We start from the raw sequence: 15507 nt of genomic DNA, 5'->3' as shown, positions 1-15507 counted from the left end.
CATGCCCAGCGCGCAGCACGGGACGAGCCAGGTCTTCTTCATCGTTATCTCCTTTTGCCCATGCTACCAGGTGGACATCTCCGCCTCGCCGCCTTCCGCAGGCGGGGCCACCGGAGGCAAGGTAGCTTCCACGGACTGTGGCTGTACCGTCGCAGAAGAGGCATTTTCCGCAGGCTGCGGCTGTGCTGCCGAAGGGCCGGCAGTCTCTGCAGGTGCCGGTCGTGCCGGCGCAGCGGAACGTTCCGAAGACTGCGGCTGTGCCTCCGGTGGAGCAACGCTTTCCGCAGGTTCCGGTCGTGTTGCCACAGGAGCGGAGACTTCCGCAGGCGGGGCTTGGGGCGCCGGCGCGGTGACGTCGAAATCGGCATCATGGCTGTTGCCCATGCCAGAGACCGCAGGGTCACGGACCTTGGCGTACGTGTCCGCATTGTTGATGACGTACCAGAATCCGTCAGGATACTGCTTGACCCAGACCCGGCGGTCCGAGTCGGCCCCGGACGAACGCAGGAACACGCGGGTATAATCCTGCTGCCGGTCCTTTCTGGTAAAGACCAGCCGGTAAGCATCGGGAGACATGCGGTAACCGTTCTCGGGGCTGGTCCCCGCCGCGAAGCTCCTGAAGATATAGTGCAGGGAGGGATCCTTCAGGCGGCGCAGGAAGGTGACATGCCGCTGGTTCCCTTCCCAGTTGGCATCCGTGTGCATGATGTAGCGCAGCATCTTGGAGGCTTCCGCCCGGCGGGCCGGGTCCAGGTAGCAGAAGACCGCGTCGAAATACATTTTGACGGCACCTTCAGGGGTAACGGCGGCCCTACGGCAGCGTTCCTTGAAGTCCGCATAGTTCGAGGGAAGGCCCTGCGACGGGGCCGCGTGGCCGGGCGCGACGGAAAGGGCGCAGGACGCCAGGCAGATGCCCGCACTGAGCAGGAGCAGGGCGATGGTGCGGAAAAGAGAAGCTGTCCTCATGATTCTTCCTTAAGGATGGCTGTTAGTTCGAGCACAGGAAGGAGCCGAGATACTGGGCGATGGCATCCGACGACATGGAAACGGCCCCCTTCTGGGCAAAGATATGGGGCTTGAGGGCCTCTCCGGCGGGGAGCCGCAGCTTTTCACAGGCTCCGATCTTGGTGCCGGATCTCAGGGCAAAGATCGCCGTTACCTCCCGTGTGGACACCTTGTCCCAGAGATCCAGATCATCCCCGGCAAAAGCATAGGCATTTTTCTGGCATCCCACACACCAGACATGGTTGATCTTTGCCTTGATGGCCGAACCTCCCTTGATGACCACATAATTGTCGATCTGTTCCATGATGACATAGGCGGAGGTCATGAATTCTTTTTTCTTGTCGAACATGTGCGAGCCATCAAACATCTTTTCACACTTTTTGATGGGACTTCTGGTCTTCAGCATGAGCCATCGGGACTGCTGGAAATTGGGGTCCTTGTGCTGGACGATCTTCCCGTCGAGCGTGTCGGGAGCGAACGTGAAATACCGTTTGCCGCACGACCAGCACATCCACTCTATGACAGGGATGGTACGTTCCTCACCGGAGTCGGCCGCCAGGCTGACGCCTGTACCGCCCAGAAGGAAACAGAACAGCAGGGCCACGGCCGGCAACGTCATGCATCTTTTCATGGTCATCCACTCCCCGGCATACACGCGGGATCTGTTGTTGGCCCATCCGTCCGGCGAGGTCAGGCGATCCGTTCCGGGGATGGCGGGTGTCATGTCTTTCCGGAGGAGCATGGGGGCGTCACTGGCGATACGGCCCCATGCTCCCTTGTCCTGCTCCGGACCGGCATCATCCGCTGCCCGCCCGGCGCGCTCATCTGCCGTACAGGGCTACCGGCCCTGCATGCGGTGTTCGTATTCGGCCAACACATGCAGGGAACCGCCACGGAACTGCAGGTCCGCCAGCGAGGTGGCGAACTGGGCGCCCCAGGCCTTTTCCAGTCCCAGCGCCACGGCGTAGGGCATGAAACGGTGGAACTCTTCCGGCGTCCGGTCCGGCGGGTTGAAGGTATTGAGGCGCTCCGCTTCCGCGGCGCCCAGATACATGGCCAGGCCTTCGATCTCTTCCAGTATCTTGGCGGCCCTGGGAGCGGGGCGCTTCATGAGGGGCATGAAGAACATGGGTAAAAGCAGCATGCCCATAAAGGCCAGATTGCCGCTGCCCATGAACCTGTTGGCGACGAAGACCATACCGCCCACGACAAAGAAGATCAGGAGGAACCCCAGGATCTTCAGGGGGATGAGAAACACTGCCTTGATGTCTCTGGTCAGCCAGAAGAGATAGGCCGTCAGTCCCAGCCAGAGCAGGGAGCGCGCCGCCTGCCAGCTGTGCATGAACTGGTACAGGAAGAAGTCCGCCATGCTTGCGTCGAGGATGGCGTCATACACCAGCATGACAGGCCAAAGCAGGACGTAGATCCCCAGAAGGATCATGTTGATGACGCCCATCTCCTGCCAGCGGACCCAGATGCTGATGCCATACTGTGACCAGCGATGGACCACATAGGTGAAGCCGAGCGTCAGGCAGGTGACGGCCAGGACGGCGGCCATGTCCGCGGCGCCGAAGTTGAGCCAGAGGAAAAACTGCACCAGGATGGCCCCCCCGTAACAAAGGGTGAACATCAGGCTGACCAGGGGCCCGTTCAGCTGCCACAGACCGCGGTACCGGGAGGCCAGGGCCACATAGGCCACGGAGCGGGCCTCGGCCACCTGCCAGGCACTCTTCCTGCCCACTTCCAGAGGCTGGGGCGGACGGGCGGGAAAGAGCCGGCGCAGGCAGAGCCGTTCCGCCAGGTCGAAACCACGGCCCGCCTTCAAAAGGTCTTCCCAGATGCGGCGCTTCTGCTGGCTGCTTTCTTCCCCTGTAGCCTTGCTTTCGCTGCCGGCGTCGTCAGCGGGGACCCGCTTCAGGATCTCGTCGCTGGTCTGCAGGACATAGGGGGCCTTGCGGCTGCCCGTACCTGTCATGTCCACCAGCTTCTGGGTGGCCAGGTTCAGCAGGAGCGCGGAGAAGCCCCGGGAGGTCAGCCGGGCCGCCTCACGGATATAGGCCACGGCCGCCGGAGAGAGCGTCATGCCGTCCGGGCCGAGCGGCGGATAGAAGAGCGGGATGGCGACCCTAGGGCGCGGGTCCTTGCCGAACTTGGACCAGAGCGCGCCGCACAGGAGCAGGAGCAGGGCGAACAGGCCCCACATGGAGATCTTGATGGTGGAAAGGATCTCTTCCGAACCGTCGGAGGCCACGACGCCCTTGTTCCATTCCACGGAAACGACGAAGTGCTCCGTATCCACTATAGGCTCTTCAGCACGGAAGAAGGCCATTCCGTTCTTGTTGATCCACTGGGTGACGGGCTTGTGCCCCACGGTCTCATGCCCTAGGCGGGACCATTGCTTGCTGACGGTGGCTCCCTTGGGCAGGGCTATGGCGCAGGAGAGCTTGAGGGGGCCTGTGTCCTGCCGCTTGCCCCAGATCTCCCAGTCCAGCCTGTCCACGTCGGAGAGGAACAGGATCCTGTCCCTGGCCTTGTAGGTCAGGATATACTCGTGTACGGGCAGGCTCATGTCCTGGGCCCTGAGGTGTACACGGAGCTTCTCTCCTTCCTCTCCCACATCCACGCGGGGTGTGACGGGCTTGCCGTCGACCTTGGCCGACACCACTTCCATGTCCGATTCCTGCACGAAGGGGGCCAGGCTGCCGTAGATCTTTGCCTTGGAGCTCAGAGGACGATCCACGGAAGGACCGAAGCCCCGCAGCCGTTCGGTGATGGTCAGTTCTCCATCAGGGGCCACCTGGATGAGGACAAAGCAGGAAGGTACGGCCGGGGACGGGGCGGAAGGGGGGGGGACTTCCGCCCCGAGAGCCACTGCTGCCGGGCAGAACAGCCCCGCCCATAGCAGAAGGAGCAGTATGACGCGGCTCATGGCTCAAAACTTCACTTCTGGCGCTTCCGCTTCCGCAGGGTCGGCCAGTTCAAAGTATTCCACTCTGGCGAAGCCAAAGGAGCGGGCCACCAGATTGCCGGGAAATTGCAGCACACGGTTGTTCTGGTCGCGGGCCGTGCCGTTGTAGTAACGGCGGGACAGCTGGATCTCGTCCTCTAGCAGGGAAAGCTGCTCCTGGAGCTGCATGAAATTTTCATTGGCGCGCAGGTCGGGATAGTTCTCCGATACGGCGAACAGGGAACGCAAGGCTCCCATCAGCTGGTTTTCCGCATGGGCGATGGCCTGCACCGATCCGGAAGAAGAGGCGGAAACAGCGCTGGCGCGCAGCTCGGCGATCCTGGTGAGCGTCTCCTGTTCGTGGGTCATGTATCCCTTGACGGAATTGACCAGCACGGGGACCAGGTCATGACGGCGCTTGAGCTGGACACTGATGCCGCTCCATGCCTCATCCACCATATTTTTTCCATTCACCATGCCGTTATAGAGCAGAATGAGGCTTATGGCGATCGTTAGGGCAATACCTACTATGATGATGACAGTAATCATAATGTCTACTCCATTTCTTCATTCACGATGTTCACGGGATACAGGTGCAGAGAGCCGTCATTTCCGTTGTAATTCAGGGAAAAAACAGGGGTTGTACCATCCTCCGCTGCATAGGAAAACCCGATATTGGGTATGCTGCCTATCATTTCGACAAGAGCATAGAGGGGCTTGTCCGGACTGAACAGTGGCAGGGTATAAAGCATCTTTGTCTTTTTGAATCTGATGGTCGTATCATTGGGATCCTTGTTGGGCACATACTCAATGGCTATGATGCTGAAGTTCCTCAGAGTTTTTTGGGCTGCGACAAGCAGCTTGACAGTGTAGTCCTGATTGGAGGTGACGGTCAGCTCATACGCCCCAACGGTCAGCTTGTTCAGGAGATCCGGGGCTTCCCTTACAGACAGGGGCGCGGGCAGGCCGGTCTGTGATGTCGCATAGGCTGTGTTCATCATGCCCAAAGTGATCATGAGTGCCACAAGGGCAGGAATCAGGCTCGTTTTCATCATATTTCCCTCCTATTCTCCATAACGGTATTTCTTGCTCTGCATTACGTTTTCAAATAGCGCGAGGAGTTCCTTCTTAAAATGTATATATCCTTGATATTCAGTAGGATTAAACACAACATCAATAATCTCCAGAGGTGTTGCATCTCCATAATTGTGAATATAGTATTCATTATCCGGTGCATCATCTTGCTCTGGATAATACTCCACATAAAAAGTCACGTAAGGGACGGCCGTTGCATCATTATCTATTTGTGCGGCCTTGGCCTTATCGTTCCAGAGGTTTGGCTTGTGCCGCTTGATTAGTCCATTCAGCTTTTGCAGAAAGAGGGGGGCAGTCTTGTAATATTCCTTGTTGCCAGCTATGTTCCCACGGCAGATCCGGACGTTTACCTGAGAAGATAAATCCTGGGCGCATAGCATCAGCCATGTGTTTTCGTTTTGTTCCAAGTGTTCATGAAATGAGAAAAAGCGGATCTTGTCAGAATGTATTTCCTTTGGAGGTTCATAGGGATAGCGCTGTACAGTTTTTTCCCACAAATCCATAAGATCCGAGATAAAAGCCTGGGAGCCTTGCGACAGAGTCCGGCCTGAGATGGATAGCTTCTGTCCCGAATCCCACAGGACATTTAGTGAATAGGATCCTTCATCCAATGCATATATGCCATCGGGAAGTGGTTTGTCCCGATGATTGGTCCAGGCAATAATGTTGTGGTGTGCGGCAAGAATAGATAAGTGTTCCAGCACCCAGCCATTGGCTTCCCGGCGATATTTTTTTTCTTTGTAGTTCACCTGCATCATGACTTTGCCGTCTCTGGTCGTCCATACATGGAAAGATTGAGGTGCCATCATGCCGGAAACAACGTAGGAGAAGGAACGCACACTATCCAAATTTTTGGCTGAACAGGGCGAAGGCAGGAAAAGAAGAAAAAAGGCCGGCACCAGTGAGAACAGGGAGAGATGCATTCTTGCCTCTTGCTTAGAGTGTTATCGGGCTTTCAGCGCCATTCATGCCGATAGGGATTTGCCCATACACATTCCGGCGGCAGCCAGCCGCTGACGTTTCGCCCCGTCTTGGTGGTGCAGGAGACCTTGAGCCAAGCGCCGCGCACACTCAGAAGACGCAGGGGCGTATCCGTGGGCAGGATGGCCACCTTAGGGGCATTGTAATCGGGGTTGGCTTTCAGGCGGGCATCCCCATCCTCGGTTGCGCAGGCATAGGCACCCAGCACGCTTTTGTGCATCCAGCCTTGCTTGTCGCCATAGTAGAGAACCTTGAACCAACCTTTCCGCTCTTCCAGAAGTGTGACTACACGCCGCGTCAGCTTCTCATCATCGGGCAGCTCGTTATTGACCGGGAAGGGGATGGTAGCGATGATTTTGCCGGAGGGAGCATCGCGCACGTTGGTTCCCATCCTGTCGCTGTCCGTAATCAGAGCCTGTACAGACATGCTCTCGTACGGCATGGCGTTGCTGACAAGCGGGGCTTGAATGCCCGGAGCATTCGTGTCCATGAGCGCATTCTGCGTCTGCCCTTCAACGCTGGTGGAAGCGGGGTTGGGGGGGGCAATACCTGATGCAGCTTGTCCACCAGAACGTTCTCTCTTCGCCCGCTTTTGCCGCGCAGCATTGTCCCACAGCCAGCCCAGACCGGCATCCTTCAGCCAGGCTTCACGCTCGGGCCATAACCCTTCCCATGCACGCTGTCCCTGGCTGTCCCGGACTTCCGTATCTGCGCCTCTTTCCAGCAGGGCCTTGATAACTTGCGGGTTCTGGTTTCTGCGGACGGCCACCATGAAGGGAGTTTCCCCCATCATCTGGGGATTGGTCACGGCATCGACATCCAGACCTGCATCGATGAGGATATGGACAGCCTGAGGATCCCATCCCTGTTCAGCAACAATGTGCAGAATGTTCTGTCCTCCGGCCTCTTCGGGCAGTCCCTTCTTCGGATCTGCTCCGCCTTTTATCAGCGCGTGCAGTACCGATGCGTCCGGCTGGAACACGGCCGCCCACAGCAGGGGGGTGAAACCGTTCGGTAGTATTTCGTTCGTTCCGCCAAAGTTTATGGTGCTGCGCCATTCCTCCAAAGGAGCCTTGCGAACAGCCAGTCTGGCCAGATTCAGAGGCGGGCCGAGATACGCTTCCGCTTTTCCGGTGCCTGGGCGCGCACCAAGCTGGACCATAGACTGAACAGCACCAAGTTCCTGTGCGGAAGCACCTAACAGGGCATAATCAAGAACCGTGAGACCTGAGCTGTCCTCTTGATTCCATGCATCGCCTTCCCTGTGAGGAACAGGCTCATCGCTTTCCTGCATACCTTCATATACCCATTCCTGTTTGTCTGCCCAGGCCTGCGCATAGTCATTGAGGACTAGGAATTCAGTGGTTGCCGCTGCGGTGCCGGGCACGCCCAGAGCGAATGCTGCCAGAAGCAGAACAAAACAGTAAGGGAACAGACGGACTGACATAAGGGAGCCTCCCATGTGGTCTGCCGGTTGTTTATTGGGATATAGTACGGACCTCGATGGGGTGAGGCACGGCAAAATCCATGCCGTACAGCCGTATGTTTTTGGGCGTGGAACCATCCAGTTCAGGGAAAAAGAATGTCAGCTTTTGTGCGGCCCGTTCCGGTACTGTCATAAGGCGTTCTCCGACGGGGGTTTGCTCGTAGACAAAATTTTCCTGATCCAGCAGAAGAACCTGCTGTTTCTCCGTAAGCCCGGCCAGACGCACCGGGAATTCCTGCGGGTTCCGGACGGCCAGTGTGATGCGCCAGGAGCGGTCTTCCAGTTGTTCGGCCTTGAGCACGCGCGTTTCGGTCAGGGCCGCCAGATCCTTACCGCTGCTGATGACACGTGTGCCGTCCGAACCGTCGAGCTGGGCCTGCAGGTCGCGAGCGCCTTCCTGCATGCCCCTGGTCATGCCGCCGATGGCCTCCCCCATGACGGAGATGAGACCGCCGAAGGCTTCCTGGATGCCCTGTTCCATGCCCTGCCCGGAGGAGGGGGAGGAGGATGCGGAAGAGGCGCCGGGCGCGGCCGGGTTCGAGGCCACGGAAGCAGACTGGCCCGCGTCGGCTGCGATCCCGGCCGACGGTGTGGCAAGGCTCAGGCCCGCCAGACAGAACAGGCACAGGAGCATGCCCACAAGGCGCGTATGGCCCTTTTCCGCCGGCTTTTCCGTCGCTGGCGGAAAAGCCTCTTCAGGCTGTGTCACCGGCGCGGTCCGCGCTGCCGCTGTCACTTGCTGTTCAGGTGCGGCCTCCGTCACCGGTGCGGTCTGCATTGCCGGTCCCGTCTGGGGTACCGGCGCTGTCTGCGCGACGGGTCCAGGCTGCTGTGCTGCCTGCTGCTCCGGCGTCATTCCCGCCTGTGCCCCGTATTCACGGGCGCCGAAGCGGTTGGGCGCGGCCTTGCCGGGCAGGCAGAAAAAGATGATCAGGGGGATGATGCCCACGCCGGTCAGGCCCAGCAGCATCCACCAGCCGCGGAAGTCGATGTCGTGCAGACGCCGCACACCCACGGCAAGCATGGGCAGGAAGAGCGCGAGCTGGACGATGCTTGCGGCCCCATCCGCTGCTTCCGTGCCCATAAGGTGCTGGACCGCGGCGTAGACCACCATGCCGAGGAGCGTATTGAACAGGGAGAACCACCAGTATTCCGCCCGCGTGGCACGTCCGCGGAAGGTGGCGTACTTCCTGAGGCAGCGGACAACGGACTCCGGGAAACCCAGCATGGGCAGGTCAGGGGGCATGCTTTGTGCGCTGTTCATGGAGATCCTCCTTGGGAGAACCCGTCGAGATACTTGCATTACCGGTGCGGACAGATCCGGTGCCCGCTGTTTCCGGGGCCGTCTACTGGCGAATGATGCGCTCGCCCTCAGGCTGGGGCAGGGGCGAATGCTTCTTCAGGTAGTCTTCCACCACCGTGATATCGATGGGTTCGGGCGAAGGGATCACCTTGCTGTCCTTGAGCATCTCATACGCATCCCCGCCGCGCGCCAGATACTCGATGGTGACGATCACATAGCGGGCCTTGCGATCGAGGGGCGTGCCCGTGTCCTTTTCGTTCAGGATCTCTGCCCTGACGATGCGGGAACCCGCCGGACGCGCGGCGTCGACCACATAGCGCAGGCCCGCGGTGTGCAGCAGGCGCGGGCCCTGGCCGCCTTCTTCGGAAACGCCGTGTTCAAGAGCTGCCAGCAGTCGTTCTCCCGTGATCTCGCGCATCACCAGCGTATTGCCGAAGGGGATGACGCTGAGCAGGTCGCCCCGGGAAATATCGCCCGAGGGCAGGGCGGCACGCACGCTGCCACCATTGCACAGGGCCACCTGGCCGCCAAAGGGGCGGGCGTATTCCAGCATGGCGTCAGCGATGAGGCTGCCCCCCAGACAGTCGTCCTCCCGGCAGGCGTCTATGCCGTCAGGCAGGGAAAGATGGTGGCTGCCCACCTTGTGGTTGCGGAATTCGTCCAGGCTGGCGGCATACTTCTGCACCAGAGCGCTTGTTTCCGCATCGCGCGTTTCCGGGGCAGCAAGCTCCCGTGCGCCACCGTTCCAGCGGAGAGGAACGCCCTGTGCGTCAAAAATGACATTGAGTTCGCCCAGATACTGCGCGGCACGCTTGGCAGTGACCACCAGTACAGGCTGCCCCGAGGGGGAACGTTCGATAATGGGGTAAGGGCCTTCTTCGGAATCAGGGCCCAGATAGCTGTGGCTGTGGCCGCCCACGATGATGTCCACGCCGTCCACGCTGCGGGCCAGCTTTCTGTCTTCGGGCAGGCCGATATGGGTGAGGGCGATGATGTGCTTCACGCCCTGCGCTTCCAGATCCCTGACCGTCCTTTGCAGGCAGGCGGCCGTATCCTCGAAAAATGTGCGGGGGCAGGCGGCGGCCAGGCTCACCACCTCGTTGTTGGCTATGCCCACCACGGCCACCTTTTGCCCGCGTACCGTGAGCAGGGTGTAGGGAGTATAGTTGCCCTTGAGCATGGGGCAGCCCTTTGCAGGCTTCAGATTGGCTGCCAGCACGGGAAAGGGGAGGGCTGCCAGAAAGCGCGTCAGCTCCAGACAGCCTTCGTCGAATTCGTGGTTGCCCAGTGTCATGGCGTCGTAAGGCATGTGCTGGTCCAGCTCGGCCAGCATGGGCCACTTGTTCACGCTGTAGAAAAGGGTCCCCTGGAACTGGTCGCCGGCATCCAGGGCGATGACATTGTCGTTCTGCGACTTGGCCGTGCGGATGGCGGTGGCGATGCGGGCCAGCCCGCCGCGGCAATCCGTGTCATCGAAGCAGGCATTGCCGTACTTGTTGATGCCCGCGATGTGGGAATGGGTATCGTTGGTATGCAGGATGGTCAGGGAAAGAGCGCCTTCCGCCGGGGAGGCATGCCGCGCGGGTGAACAGCCCCCCTGCACCAGAGACAGGGCAAGGAACAGGAGCGCTGTGCAGACTGTTGCCACGTGATGGGACAGATACGGCATGGTGTCCTCCCCGGGGAAGGCTGGAGACCTTGTTGGTTACTGGACCGGCAAGGGGCCGCAGGCCTGTCGCTTGCGGCCCCTTGCTGTGGTTTAGCGCTGTTCGACCTTCACGGTCTGGGCAAAGCCGCCCAGTTCGGCCTCAGGGAAGGCGCCCTTGGAGACGACCACCCGCTTCAGGTTGGGCAGGGACTTGAGGGGAGCCAGGCTGGTGACGCCCGCAGCCTTCTTCATCTCAAAGGTGGTGAGCTCGGTGCAGCCGGCCAGGGCCTCGAAGTTGGCGATCTGGCTGTCATTGATCGTAATGCTCTTCAGGCCGGGCATCTTGGCCACGCCGGCCAGGCTGAAGGGTTCGCCTTCCTTGTTGACCCGGATCAGGGTCAGCTTGGTCAGGGAGGTGCAGCCGGCCATCTCGCCCGAGTTCACGACCTTGGTACCGCTGATGCTCATTTCCTTCAGCTTGCCCCAGCCCTTGGCGGCAGCCATGTCGAAGGGATCGCCCTTCTTTTCATTGTAGGACGAAGCGATGGTGAACTTCTGCAGTTCCGTCAGGTTGGCCAGGGCGGCGGAATTGGTGGCGCCGTTCACCCCCCAGAGCCGGAGGTCCTTCAGGGTCTTGGCCTTGGCCACACCGCTCAGGTCGCAGTCGGGAGCACGCATGTTCCAGATCTGGAGCTTCTCCACCTTGGAGGCACCCAGGGGGGAGTAGTCGGTCACGTATTCGGCGAACATGTCGAACTCACGCAGGGCAGGAAGTTCGGCCACAAAGGCAATGTTGTCCAGCTTGGTGAGACCGCCATCGAGCTCGGTGACCTGCTTCAGCGCGGCCAGGGTGGAGAAGTCGGCATCCTTGACGGCATAGTAGGAGAGCTGCTTCAGCTTCGCGCACTTGGCCAGGGGGCTGAAGTCCTTCACCGTGGCGCCATAGAGGCTCAGTTCGCGCAGGTTGGGCATACTGGCCAGGGGCGACAGGTCCTGGATGGTGCAGTATCTCAGTTCGAGCTTGGAGCTGCCCAGGGACTTGAGCGGCGAAAGGTCGGCCGGAGAGGCACCGTTGAGGGCCACGCGGGGATCACCCTTCAGAGCGGGGAAGCCTTCAAAGGAGGTCAGGGCGCTGCCGGCGTTGATCTCGATCTCCCTGAGGGCGGTCAGACCCGTCATCCACTTGAGGTCGGGGCCCATCTTCTCGCTCTTCAGGCTGATCCTGGTCAGTTGCGTGAGCTTGGCCAGGGGCGACATATCCGTCACATTGTTGGCTTCCAGCTCAAAATAGGTCAGGTTCTTGAGCCCTGCCACAGGAGCGATGCTCGTGAGGCCACCCTTGACGCTGAGGCGGCTGGCATTGGGGAATGCCTGGCAGAACTTGGCCAGGTCCGCATCCTTGACGCCCTCGAGCTTGAACTCCGGCGTCTTGATGCTGCCGGCTATCTCCCTGGCCTGGCTGAGGCCTTCATCGGTAAGGGATTCTTTCACGATGACGGAAGAGCCGGAACGGTTGACGGAAGGCGCCGCGTAGGCCGCCGAGACGCTCAGGCCCAGGGCCAACATGGTGCAAAGGATGTTCTTTACGGACATAGGGCTTCCTCCTGCTTTTTTATGGAATGCGTTGTCCAAATGTCTTTGGGGGGTGAGGGCGGGCCGCCACCGGGGACGGCATCACTTCTTCGGGCATCTGCCGCGCAGGGAGCGGGCATAAGCGTCGGCCTTGGCCTTGTCCTTGAAACCGGGATAGGTGATCAGGTCGACGGAAGGATTGTTCCCGAAGCTCCTCAGGTAGTTCGAGACCTGGTTGCCGTTGCCGACCTCAGGCCTGCCGCTGGCGGTGCAATACACGTAGTACCTGTCCCACTTGAGCTCCATTGCCCATGCCGTCGCACAGAAGGCGTGCAGGACAAAGAGTGCCAGGATGAGCTTCTTCATGTCTTGCTCCTTGGGGTTGAGGGGGCGACTCCGTCAGGAGCGCGGAGCCGGTTCCGAGGGATCTTGGGCCGGGGCGGTGGGGGCGGACTTCTTCATGCGTCCCTTGACGAACAGCAGGATCACCAGGACGAGCGCCGCGCCCAGCAGGCAGGCACCCAGCACGGGACGGAAACGGATCCAGGCGATGGCGATGATGACCATCGACCAGGCGGTGCCCAGCAGACCCGCCACCAGGCCCGTACCGGCGCCCACGATGCTGCCCAGCAGGGGGATGACGTCGGCGAGGACCTTGAGGGGGGCGAAGACCATGCCGAAACCGGTGACGCACAGTACAAGGCCCAGGCCGCGCAGGATCCAGGCCATGGTGGCATTGCCGCTCTTGGCGGCGTCGAACATGCTGTTCATGTCCTGTATGCCCATGCTGAGGCGGGAGAAGGTGTTGCCGTTGGATGCACGGAAGGGAACGAAGGTATCGCCGTTCACCTTGGCGAGGATGGAGACCTCGGCAGCCGGGGTCTCGAAGAAGGTCACGCGCACGTCACCGATGGACGGGGCACCGGGCTCACGGCCCACATAGATGGTGTTGGTCTGGGTGTGGATCATGCTGGCACCCTGCTGGCCCACCACCTGGGATGCATCCAGGCTGGCATTGGGAGCAAAGAAAGCCTTCTGCAGTTCGGCGCGCTGGGTATCGGTGAGGGAAATGTCCAGAGGCTTCTCACCGCCGATGGAGCGGGCCAGGAAGGCAGGGAAGCGGTAGGCGCCGAAGGTCACGTTGGGGGCGAGCCAGTCCGCGGCTTCAGTCTGGATGCGGGTCTTGTTCTCGTGGCCCACCATCTGCTTGAAGGACTGGGAATCCACAGGGTGGTTCACCCATTCCCTCGAGTAGGTGTAGGTGGTGACGGTCTCTTCCCCGCCGCCCAGCTTCTGGCGCTTTTCCGATCTGCGGTGCTCCACCCACTGGTAGTATTCCACCTTGCGGCGCAGCTTGATGGCGTTCACCCTGACGCCGAACACCGGGTCGGTCAGCTCGTCCTTCGTGACGGCACGACCCGTGGCATACACCATCTTGCCCTCGAAGGCGCTGTCGACCTTGGTGATGGCGGGCATGGGCTCCGTCGCCAGCTGGGCCTCGACGATGGCATCGCCCGTGCGCACGGTGCGGCCTTCGTTCCACCACAGCAGGGCCGTGGCTGCGATGATCAGGAGGAAACCTGTTCCGATCCCCTTGAAGGAATCTCCGAGGCGGGAAAACCAACTGGTGCTTGTGACTTCCGTGTAAGAATCGTTTTCGTTGCTCATGGCTTTTTCCTTGCTAAGCGGTTGCGCAGTTCCGGGGGATCACAAACTTCCCCGCTTCTTATGCGGAAGATAGGCAAAGGATTCGTTCAGGGCATCATCCCTGTAATGAGCAGGGAGCATTTTTTTTATTTACCAAGCCGTTCGGTAAGAAAAAATATCTCATCACAACAATGAAAAATGCTTCATTCGCCTGGTAAAAAAGATTTCATCCTGGTGATGAAAAAAAAGACGTATCTCTTTGAGAAAACAGATGTTATTTTGAGAAAAGTACGCAAGCCGGATGCATGGACAGATTGAGCTTATTTGCAAAAAAGGATATGAAATAAACAAGATAAACTTTTCTGGCCTTTTTCGGGGAACTGGTTATGCGCGTATGGCAGGACAATATGGAGCACGGCACGATGCCGGATGCAAAGCCGGCGGCATGTGCAAGAGTGCTTTGCCGGACATTCCTGCGAGTCATGCTCGCTGTGCATGTCCTTCTGCTTTGTGCTTGTACCGATTCTCCGCTTGATCCTGACAAGCCCGTCACCCTGACCATGTGGCATGTGTATGGCGCACAGGCCCGTTCCCCCATGAATATGCTGATCGACCGTTTCAACCAGACGGTGGGGAAGGAGCAGGGCATCATCATCAATGTCACTTCCGTCAGCAGTTCCTGGACCATCCATGACGAGCTCGTGGCGTCAGCCCGTAAGGATCCGGGAAGTGAAGAACTGCCTGACCTTTTCACATGCTACCCAAAAACAGTGGCCATGATCGACAGCGCAAGGCTTCTGGACTGGAAAAAGTATTTCAGTGAAGAGGAGCTGAAGAACTATGTTCCGGCCTTTCTTGAAGAAGGCATGATAGGCGATGCGCTTTACGGGTTCCCTTTTGCCAAATCCACCAATCTTCTCTATGTCAATGACACCCTTTTTGAGCCCTTCAGCCGGGAAACAGGCATAACGCATGCCGATCTCGCGACAATGGACGGCATATTCCGTGCGGCCGACCGTTACCATGAATGGTCCGGCGGCAAGTCTTTCTTCATGTATGACGACTGGATACACTATGCCATGCTCAACTCGGAGGCGCTGGGAGAACCCTTTTTCGAGAAAGGATGCATCCGCTGGGACAATCCTGTCCTGCTGAAGATTTGGCGTCCTTTGGCCAAGGCCGCAGCCAACGGACAGCTGTGGCTCAATCCCGGCTATAACAGCACCGTCATGATGATGGGGGAGGTCGTGTGCGGTGTAGGTTCTTCCGCCGCCATCCTTTACTTCAATGATACCCTTACATTGAGGGACAATACGACCCTCCCGCTCAGGTTGACGGTACTTCCCGACCCGCGTTTCGGAGGGGCAAAACGGCTGGACATCCAGCGGGGCTCCGCTCTGTACGCATGTGCCTCCACCCCGAAAAAGGAATACGCTGCCGCAGTATTCTGCAAGTGGATCACCAGTCCGGAAGTCAATCTTTCCCTCACCATACAGGGAGGGTACATGCCTGTTCACAAGGAAGCCTTCCAGAAGCTGATGCAGGCAAACCGGGCCGATTTTCTTAATGATCGCTATTGGCAAGCTTACAAGGTACTGCGGTCACTTTATGAAACGTCCACGTTTGTTCCCGCTCCTGATTTTGAACATTATGGCGAACTGGAAAAGCGGTTTGGGATGGCCCTGCGTGATGTCCTTTCCACATATCGTGGAACATGGTTCAGTGTTGACAACAACTCTGACAGAGTTGTCCGGTCAACGCTGATGCAGATGAAGAAACACTTAGACGTACCTTTTTATTGATAAATAGCTGTCATGCGATTT

General features: G+C 59.2%; 13 protein-coding genes. 1 reads left to right on the top strand and 12 read right to left on the bottom strand.

Annotation, left to right across the window (positions count from 1 at the left end; genetic code table 11):
- Positions 1 to 63: 63 nt before the first annotated feature.
- The 12 genes from B5F76_RS08000 to B5F76_RS07945 form a co-directional block, all read right to left on the bottom strand.
- Positions 64 to 966, bottom strand: a complete 903-nt coding sequence (locus B5F76_RS08000; protein ID WP_087353094.1) for a DUF6935 domain-containing protein — start codon at positions 964 to 966, stop codon at positions 64 to 66.
- A gap of 22 nt (positions 967 to 988) precedes the next feature.
- Positions 989 to 1729 carry a hypothetical protein gene (locus B5F76_RS07995; protein ID WP_087353092.1) on the bottom strand — a complete coding sequence of 247 codons (741 nt, stop codon included), beginning with the start codon at positions 1727 to 1729 and terminating at the stop codon, positions 989 to 991.
- A gap of 114 nt (positions 1730 to 1843) precedes the next feature.
- Positions 1844 to 3877 carry a DUF2207 family protein gene (locus B5F76_RS07990; RefSeq protein WP_162608758.1) on the bottom strand — a complete coding sequence of 678 codons (2034 nt, stop codon included), beginning with the start codon at positions 3875 to 3877 and terminating at the stop codon, positions 1844 to 1846.
- A 60-nt stretch (positions 3878 to 3937) separates the two neighbouring features.
- Complete coding sequence (locus B5F76_RS07985) at positions 3938 to 4501, bottom strand: LemA family protein (RefSeq protein WP_087353088.1); 564 nt, start codon at positions 4499 to 4501, stop codon at positions 3938 to 3940.
- A 5-nt stretch (positions 4502 to 4506) separates the two neighbouring features.
- Positions 4507 to 5007, bottom strand: coding sequence for a hypothetical protein (locus B5F76_RS07980; RefSeq protein ID WP_087353085.1), 501 nt, complete (start codon positions 5005 to 5007; stop codon positions 4507 to 4509).
- 9 nt (positions 5008 to 5016) lie between these two features.
- Positions 5017 to 5970: a hypothetical protein gene (locus B5F76_RS07975; protein WP_087353083.1), complete on the bottom strand. Its 954-nt coding sequence runs from the start codon at positions 5968 to 5970 to the stop codon at positions 5017 to 5019.
- A 32-nt stretch (positions 5971 to 6002) separates the two neighbouring features.
- Positions 6003 to 7475, bottom strand: a complete 1473-nt coding sequence (locus B5F76_RS07970) for an ankyrin repeat domain-containing protein (protein WP_162608757.1) — start codon at positions 7473 to 7475, stop codon at positions 6003 to 6005.
- Between the two features lie 31 nt (positions 7476 to 7506).
- Entirely contained in the window at positions 7507 to 8778 is a 1272-nt protein-coding gene (locus B5F76_RS07965; protein WP_204218350.1) for a DUF805 domain-containing protein, read from the bottom strand.
- A gap of 82 nt (positions 8779 to 8860) precedes the next feature.
- The gene (locus B5F76_RS07960) at positions 8861 to 10486 is read right to left on the bottom strand and encodes a bifunctional metallophosphatase/5'-nucleotidase (RefSeq protein ID WP_239406997.1); all 1626 of its coding nucleotides are present in this window, start codon (positions 10484 to 10486) and stop codon (positions 8861 to 8863) included.
- Positions 10487 to 10576: 90 nt separating this feature from the next.
- Positions 10577 to 12058 (bottom strand): leucine-rich repeat domain-containing protein, encoded by a 1482-nt coding sequence (locus B5F76_RS07955; protein ID WP_087353079.1) that lies wholly within the window; start codon positions 12056 to 12058, stop codon positions 10577 to 10579.
- Between the two features lie 81 nt (positions 12059 to 12139).
- Positions 12140 to 12403, bottom strand: coding sequence for a hypothetical protein (locus tag B5F76_RS07950; RefSeq protein WP_087353077.1), 264 nt, complete (start codon positions 12401 to 12403; stop codon positions 12140 to 12142).
- A gap of 33 nt (positions 12404 to 12436) precedes the next feature.
- Positions 12437 to 13705, bottom strand: coding sequence for a TMEM43 family protein (locus tag B5F76_RS07945; RefSeq protein ID WP_087353075.1), 1269 nt, complete (start codon positions 13703 to 13705; stop codon positions 12437 to 12439).
- 365 nt (positions 13706 to 14070) lie between these two features.
- Here B5F76_RS07945 and B5F76_RS07940 point away from each other — a divergent pair, with 365 nt between their 5' ends.
- Positions 14071 to 15486 carry an ABC transporter substrate-binding protein gene (locus B5F76_RS07940; protein WP_087353072.1) on the top strand — a complete coding sequence of 472 codons (1416 nt, stop codon included), beginning with the start codon at positions 14071 to 14073 and terminating at the stop codon, positions 15484 to 15486.
- Positions 15487 to 15507 lie beyond the last annotated feature (21 nt).

It is taken from the genome of Desulfovibrio sp. An276, assembly GCF_002159665.1.
Classification (GTDB): Bacteria; Desulfobacterota; Desulfovibrionia; order Desulfovibrionales; family Desulfovibrionaceae; genus Desulfovibrio; species Desulfovibrio faecigallinarum.
Note: the sequence above shows the minus strand (reverse complement) of the source record. Positions and strands in the feature narration are given on the sequence as shown.

Excerpts from the sequence above, each read along its gene's own strand:
- B5F76_RS07995 (WP_087353092.1), bottom strand. The coding sequence starts at position 1,729 with ATGACACCCGCCATCCCCGGAACGGATCGCCTGACCTCGCCGGACGGA.
- B5F76_RS07955 (WP_087353079.1), bottom strand. The coding sequence starts at position 12,058 with ATGTCCGTAAAGAACATCCTTTGCACCATGTTGGCCCTGGGCCTGAGC.
- B5F76_RS07945 (WP_087353075.1), bottom strand. The coding sequence starts at position 13,705 with ATGAGCAACGAAAACGATTCTTACACGGAAGTCACAAGCACCAGTTGG.
- B5F76_RS07965 (WP_204218350.1), bottom strand. The coding sequence starts at position 8,778 with ATGAACAGCGCACAAAGCATGCCCCCTGACCTGCCCATGCTGGGTTTC.
- B5F76_RS07950 (WP_087353077.1), bottom strand. The coding sequence starts at position 12,403 with ATGAAGAAGCTCATCCTGGCACTCTTTGTCCTGCACGCCTTCTGTGCG.
- B5F76_RS07940 (WP_087353072.1), top strand. The coding sequence starts at position 14,071 with ATGCGCGTATGGCAGGACAATATGGAGCACGGCACGATGCCGGATGCA.
- B5F76_RS08000 (WP_087353094.1), bottom strand. The coding sequence starts at position 966 with ATGAGGACAGCTTCTCTTTTCCGCACCATCGCCCTGCTCCTGCTCAGT.
- B5F76_RS07985 (WP_087353088.1), bottom strand. The coding sequence starts at position 4,501 with ATGATTACTGTCATCATCATAGTAGGTATTGCCCTAACGATCGCCATA.
- B5F76_RS07960 (WP_239406997.1), bottom strand. The coding sequence starts at position 10,486 with ATGCCGTATCTGTCCCATCACGTGGCAACAGTCTGCACAGCGCTCCTG.
- B5F76_RS07975 (WP_087353083.1), bottom strand. The coding sequence starts at position 5,970 with ATGCATCTCTCCCTGTTCTCACTGGTGCCGGCCTTTTTTCTTCTTTTC.
- B5F76_RS07970 (WP_162608757.1), bottom strand. The coding sequence starts at position 7,475 with ATGTCAGTCCGTCTGTTCCCTTACTGTTTTGTTCTGCTTCTGGCAGCA.
- B5F76_RS07980 (WP_087353085.1), bottom strand. The coding sequence starts at position 5,007 with ATGATGAAAACGAGCCTGATTCCTGCCCTTGTGGCACTCATGATCACT.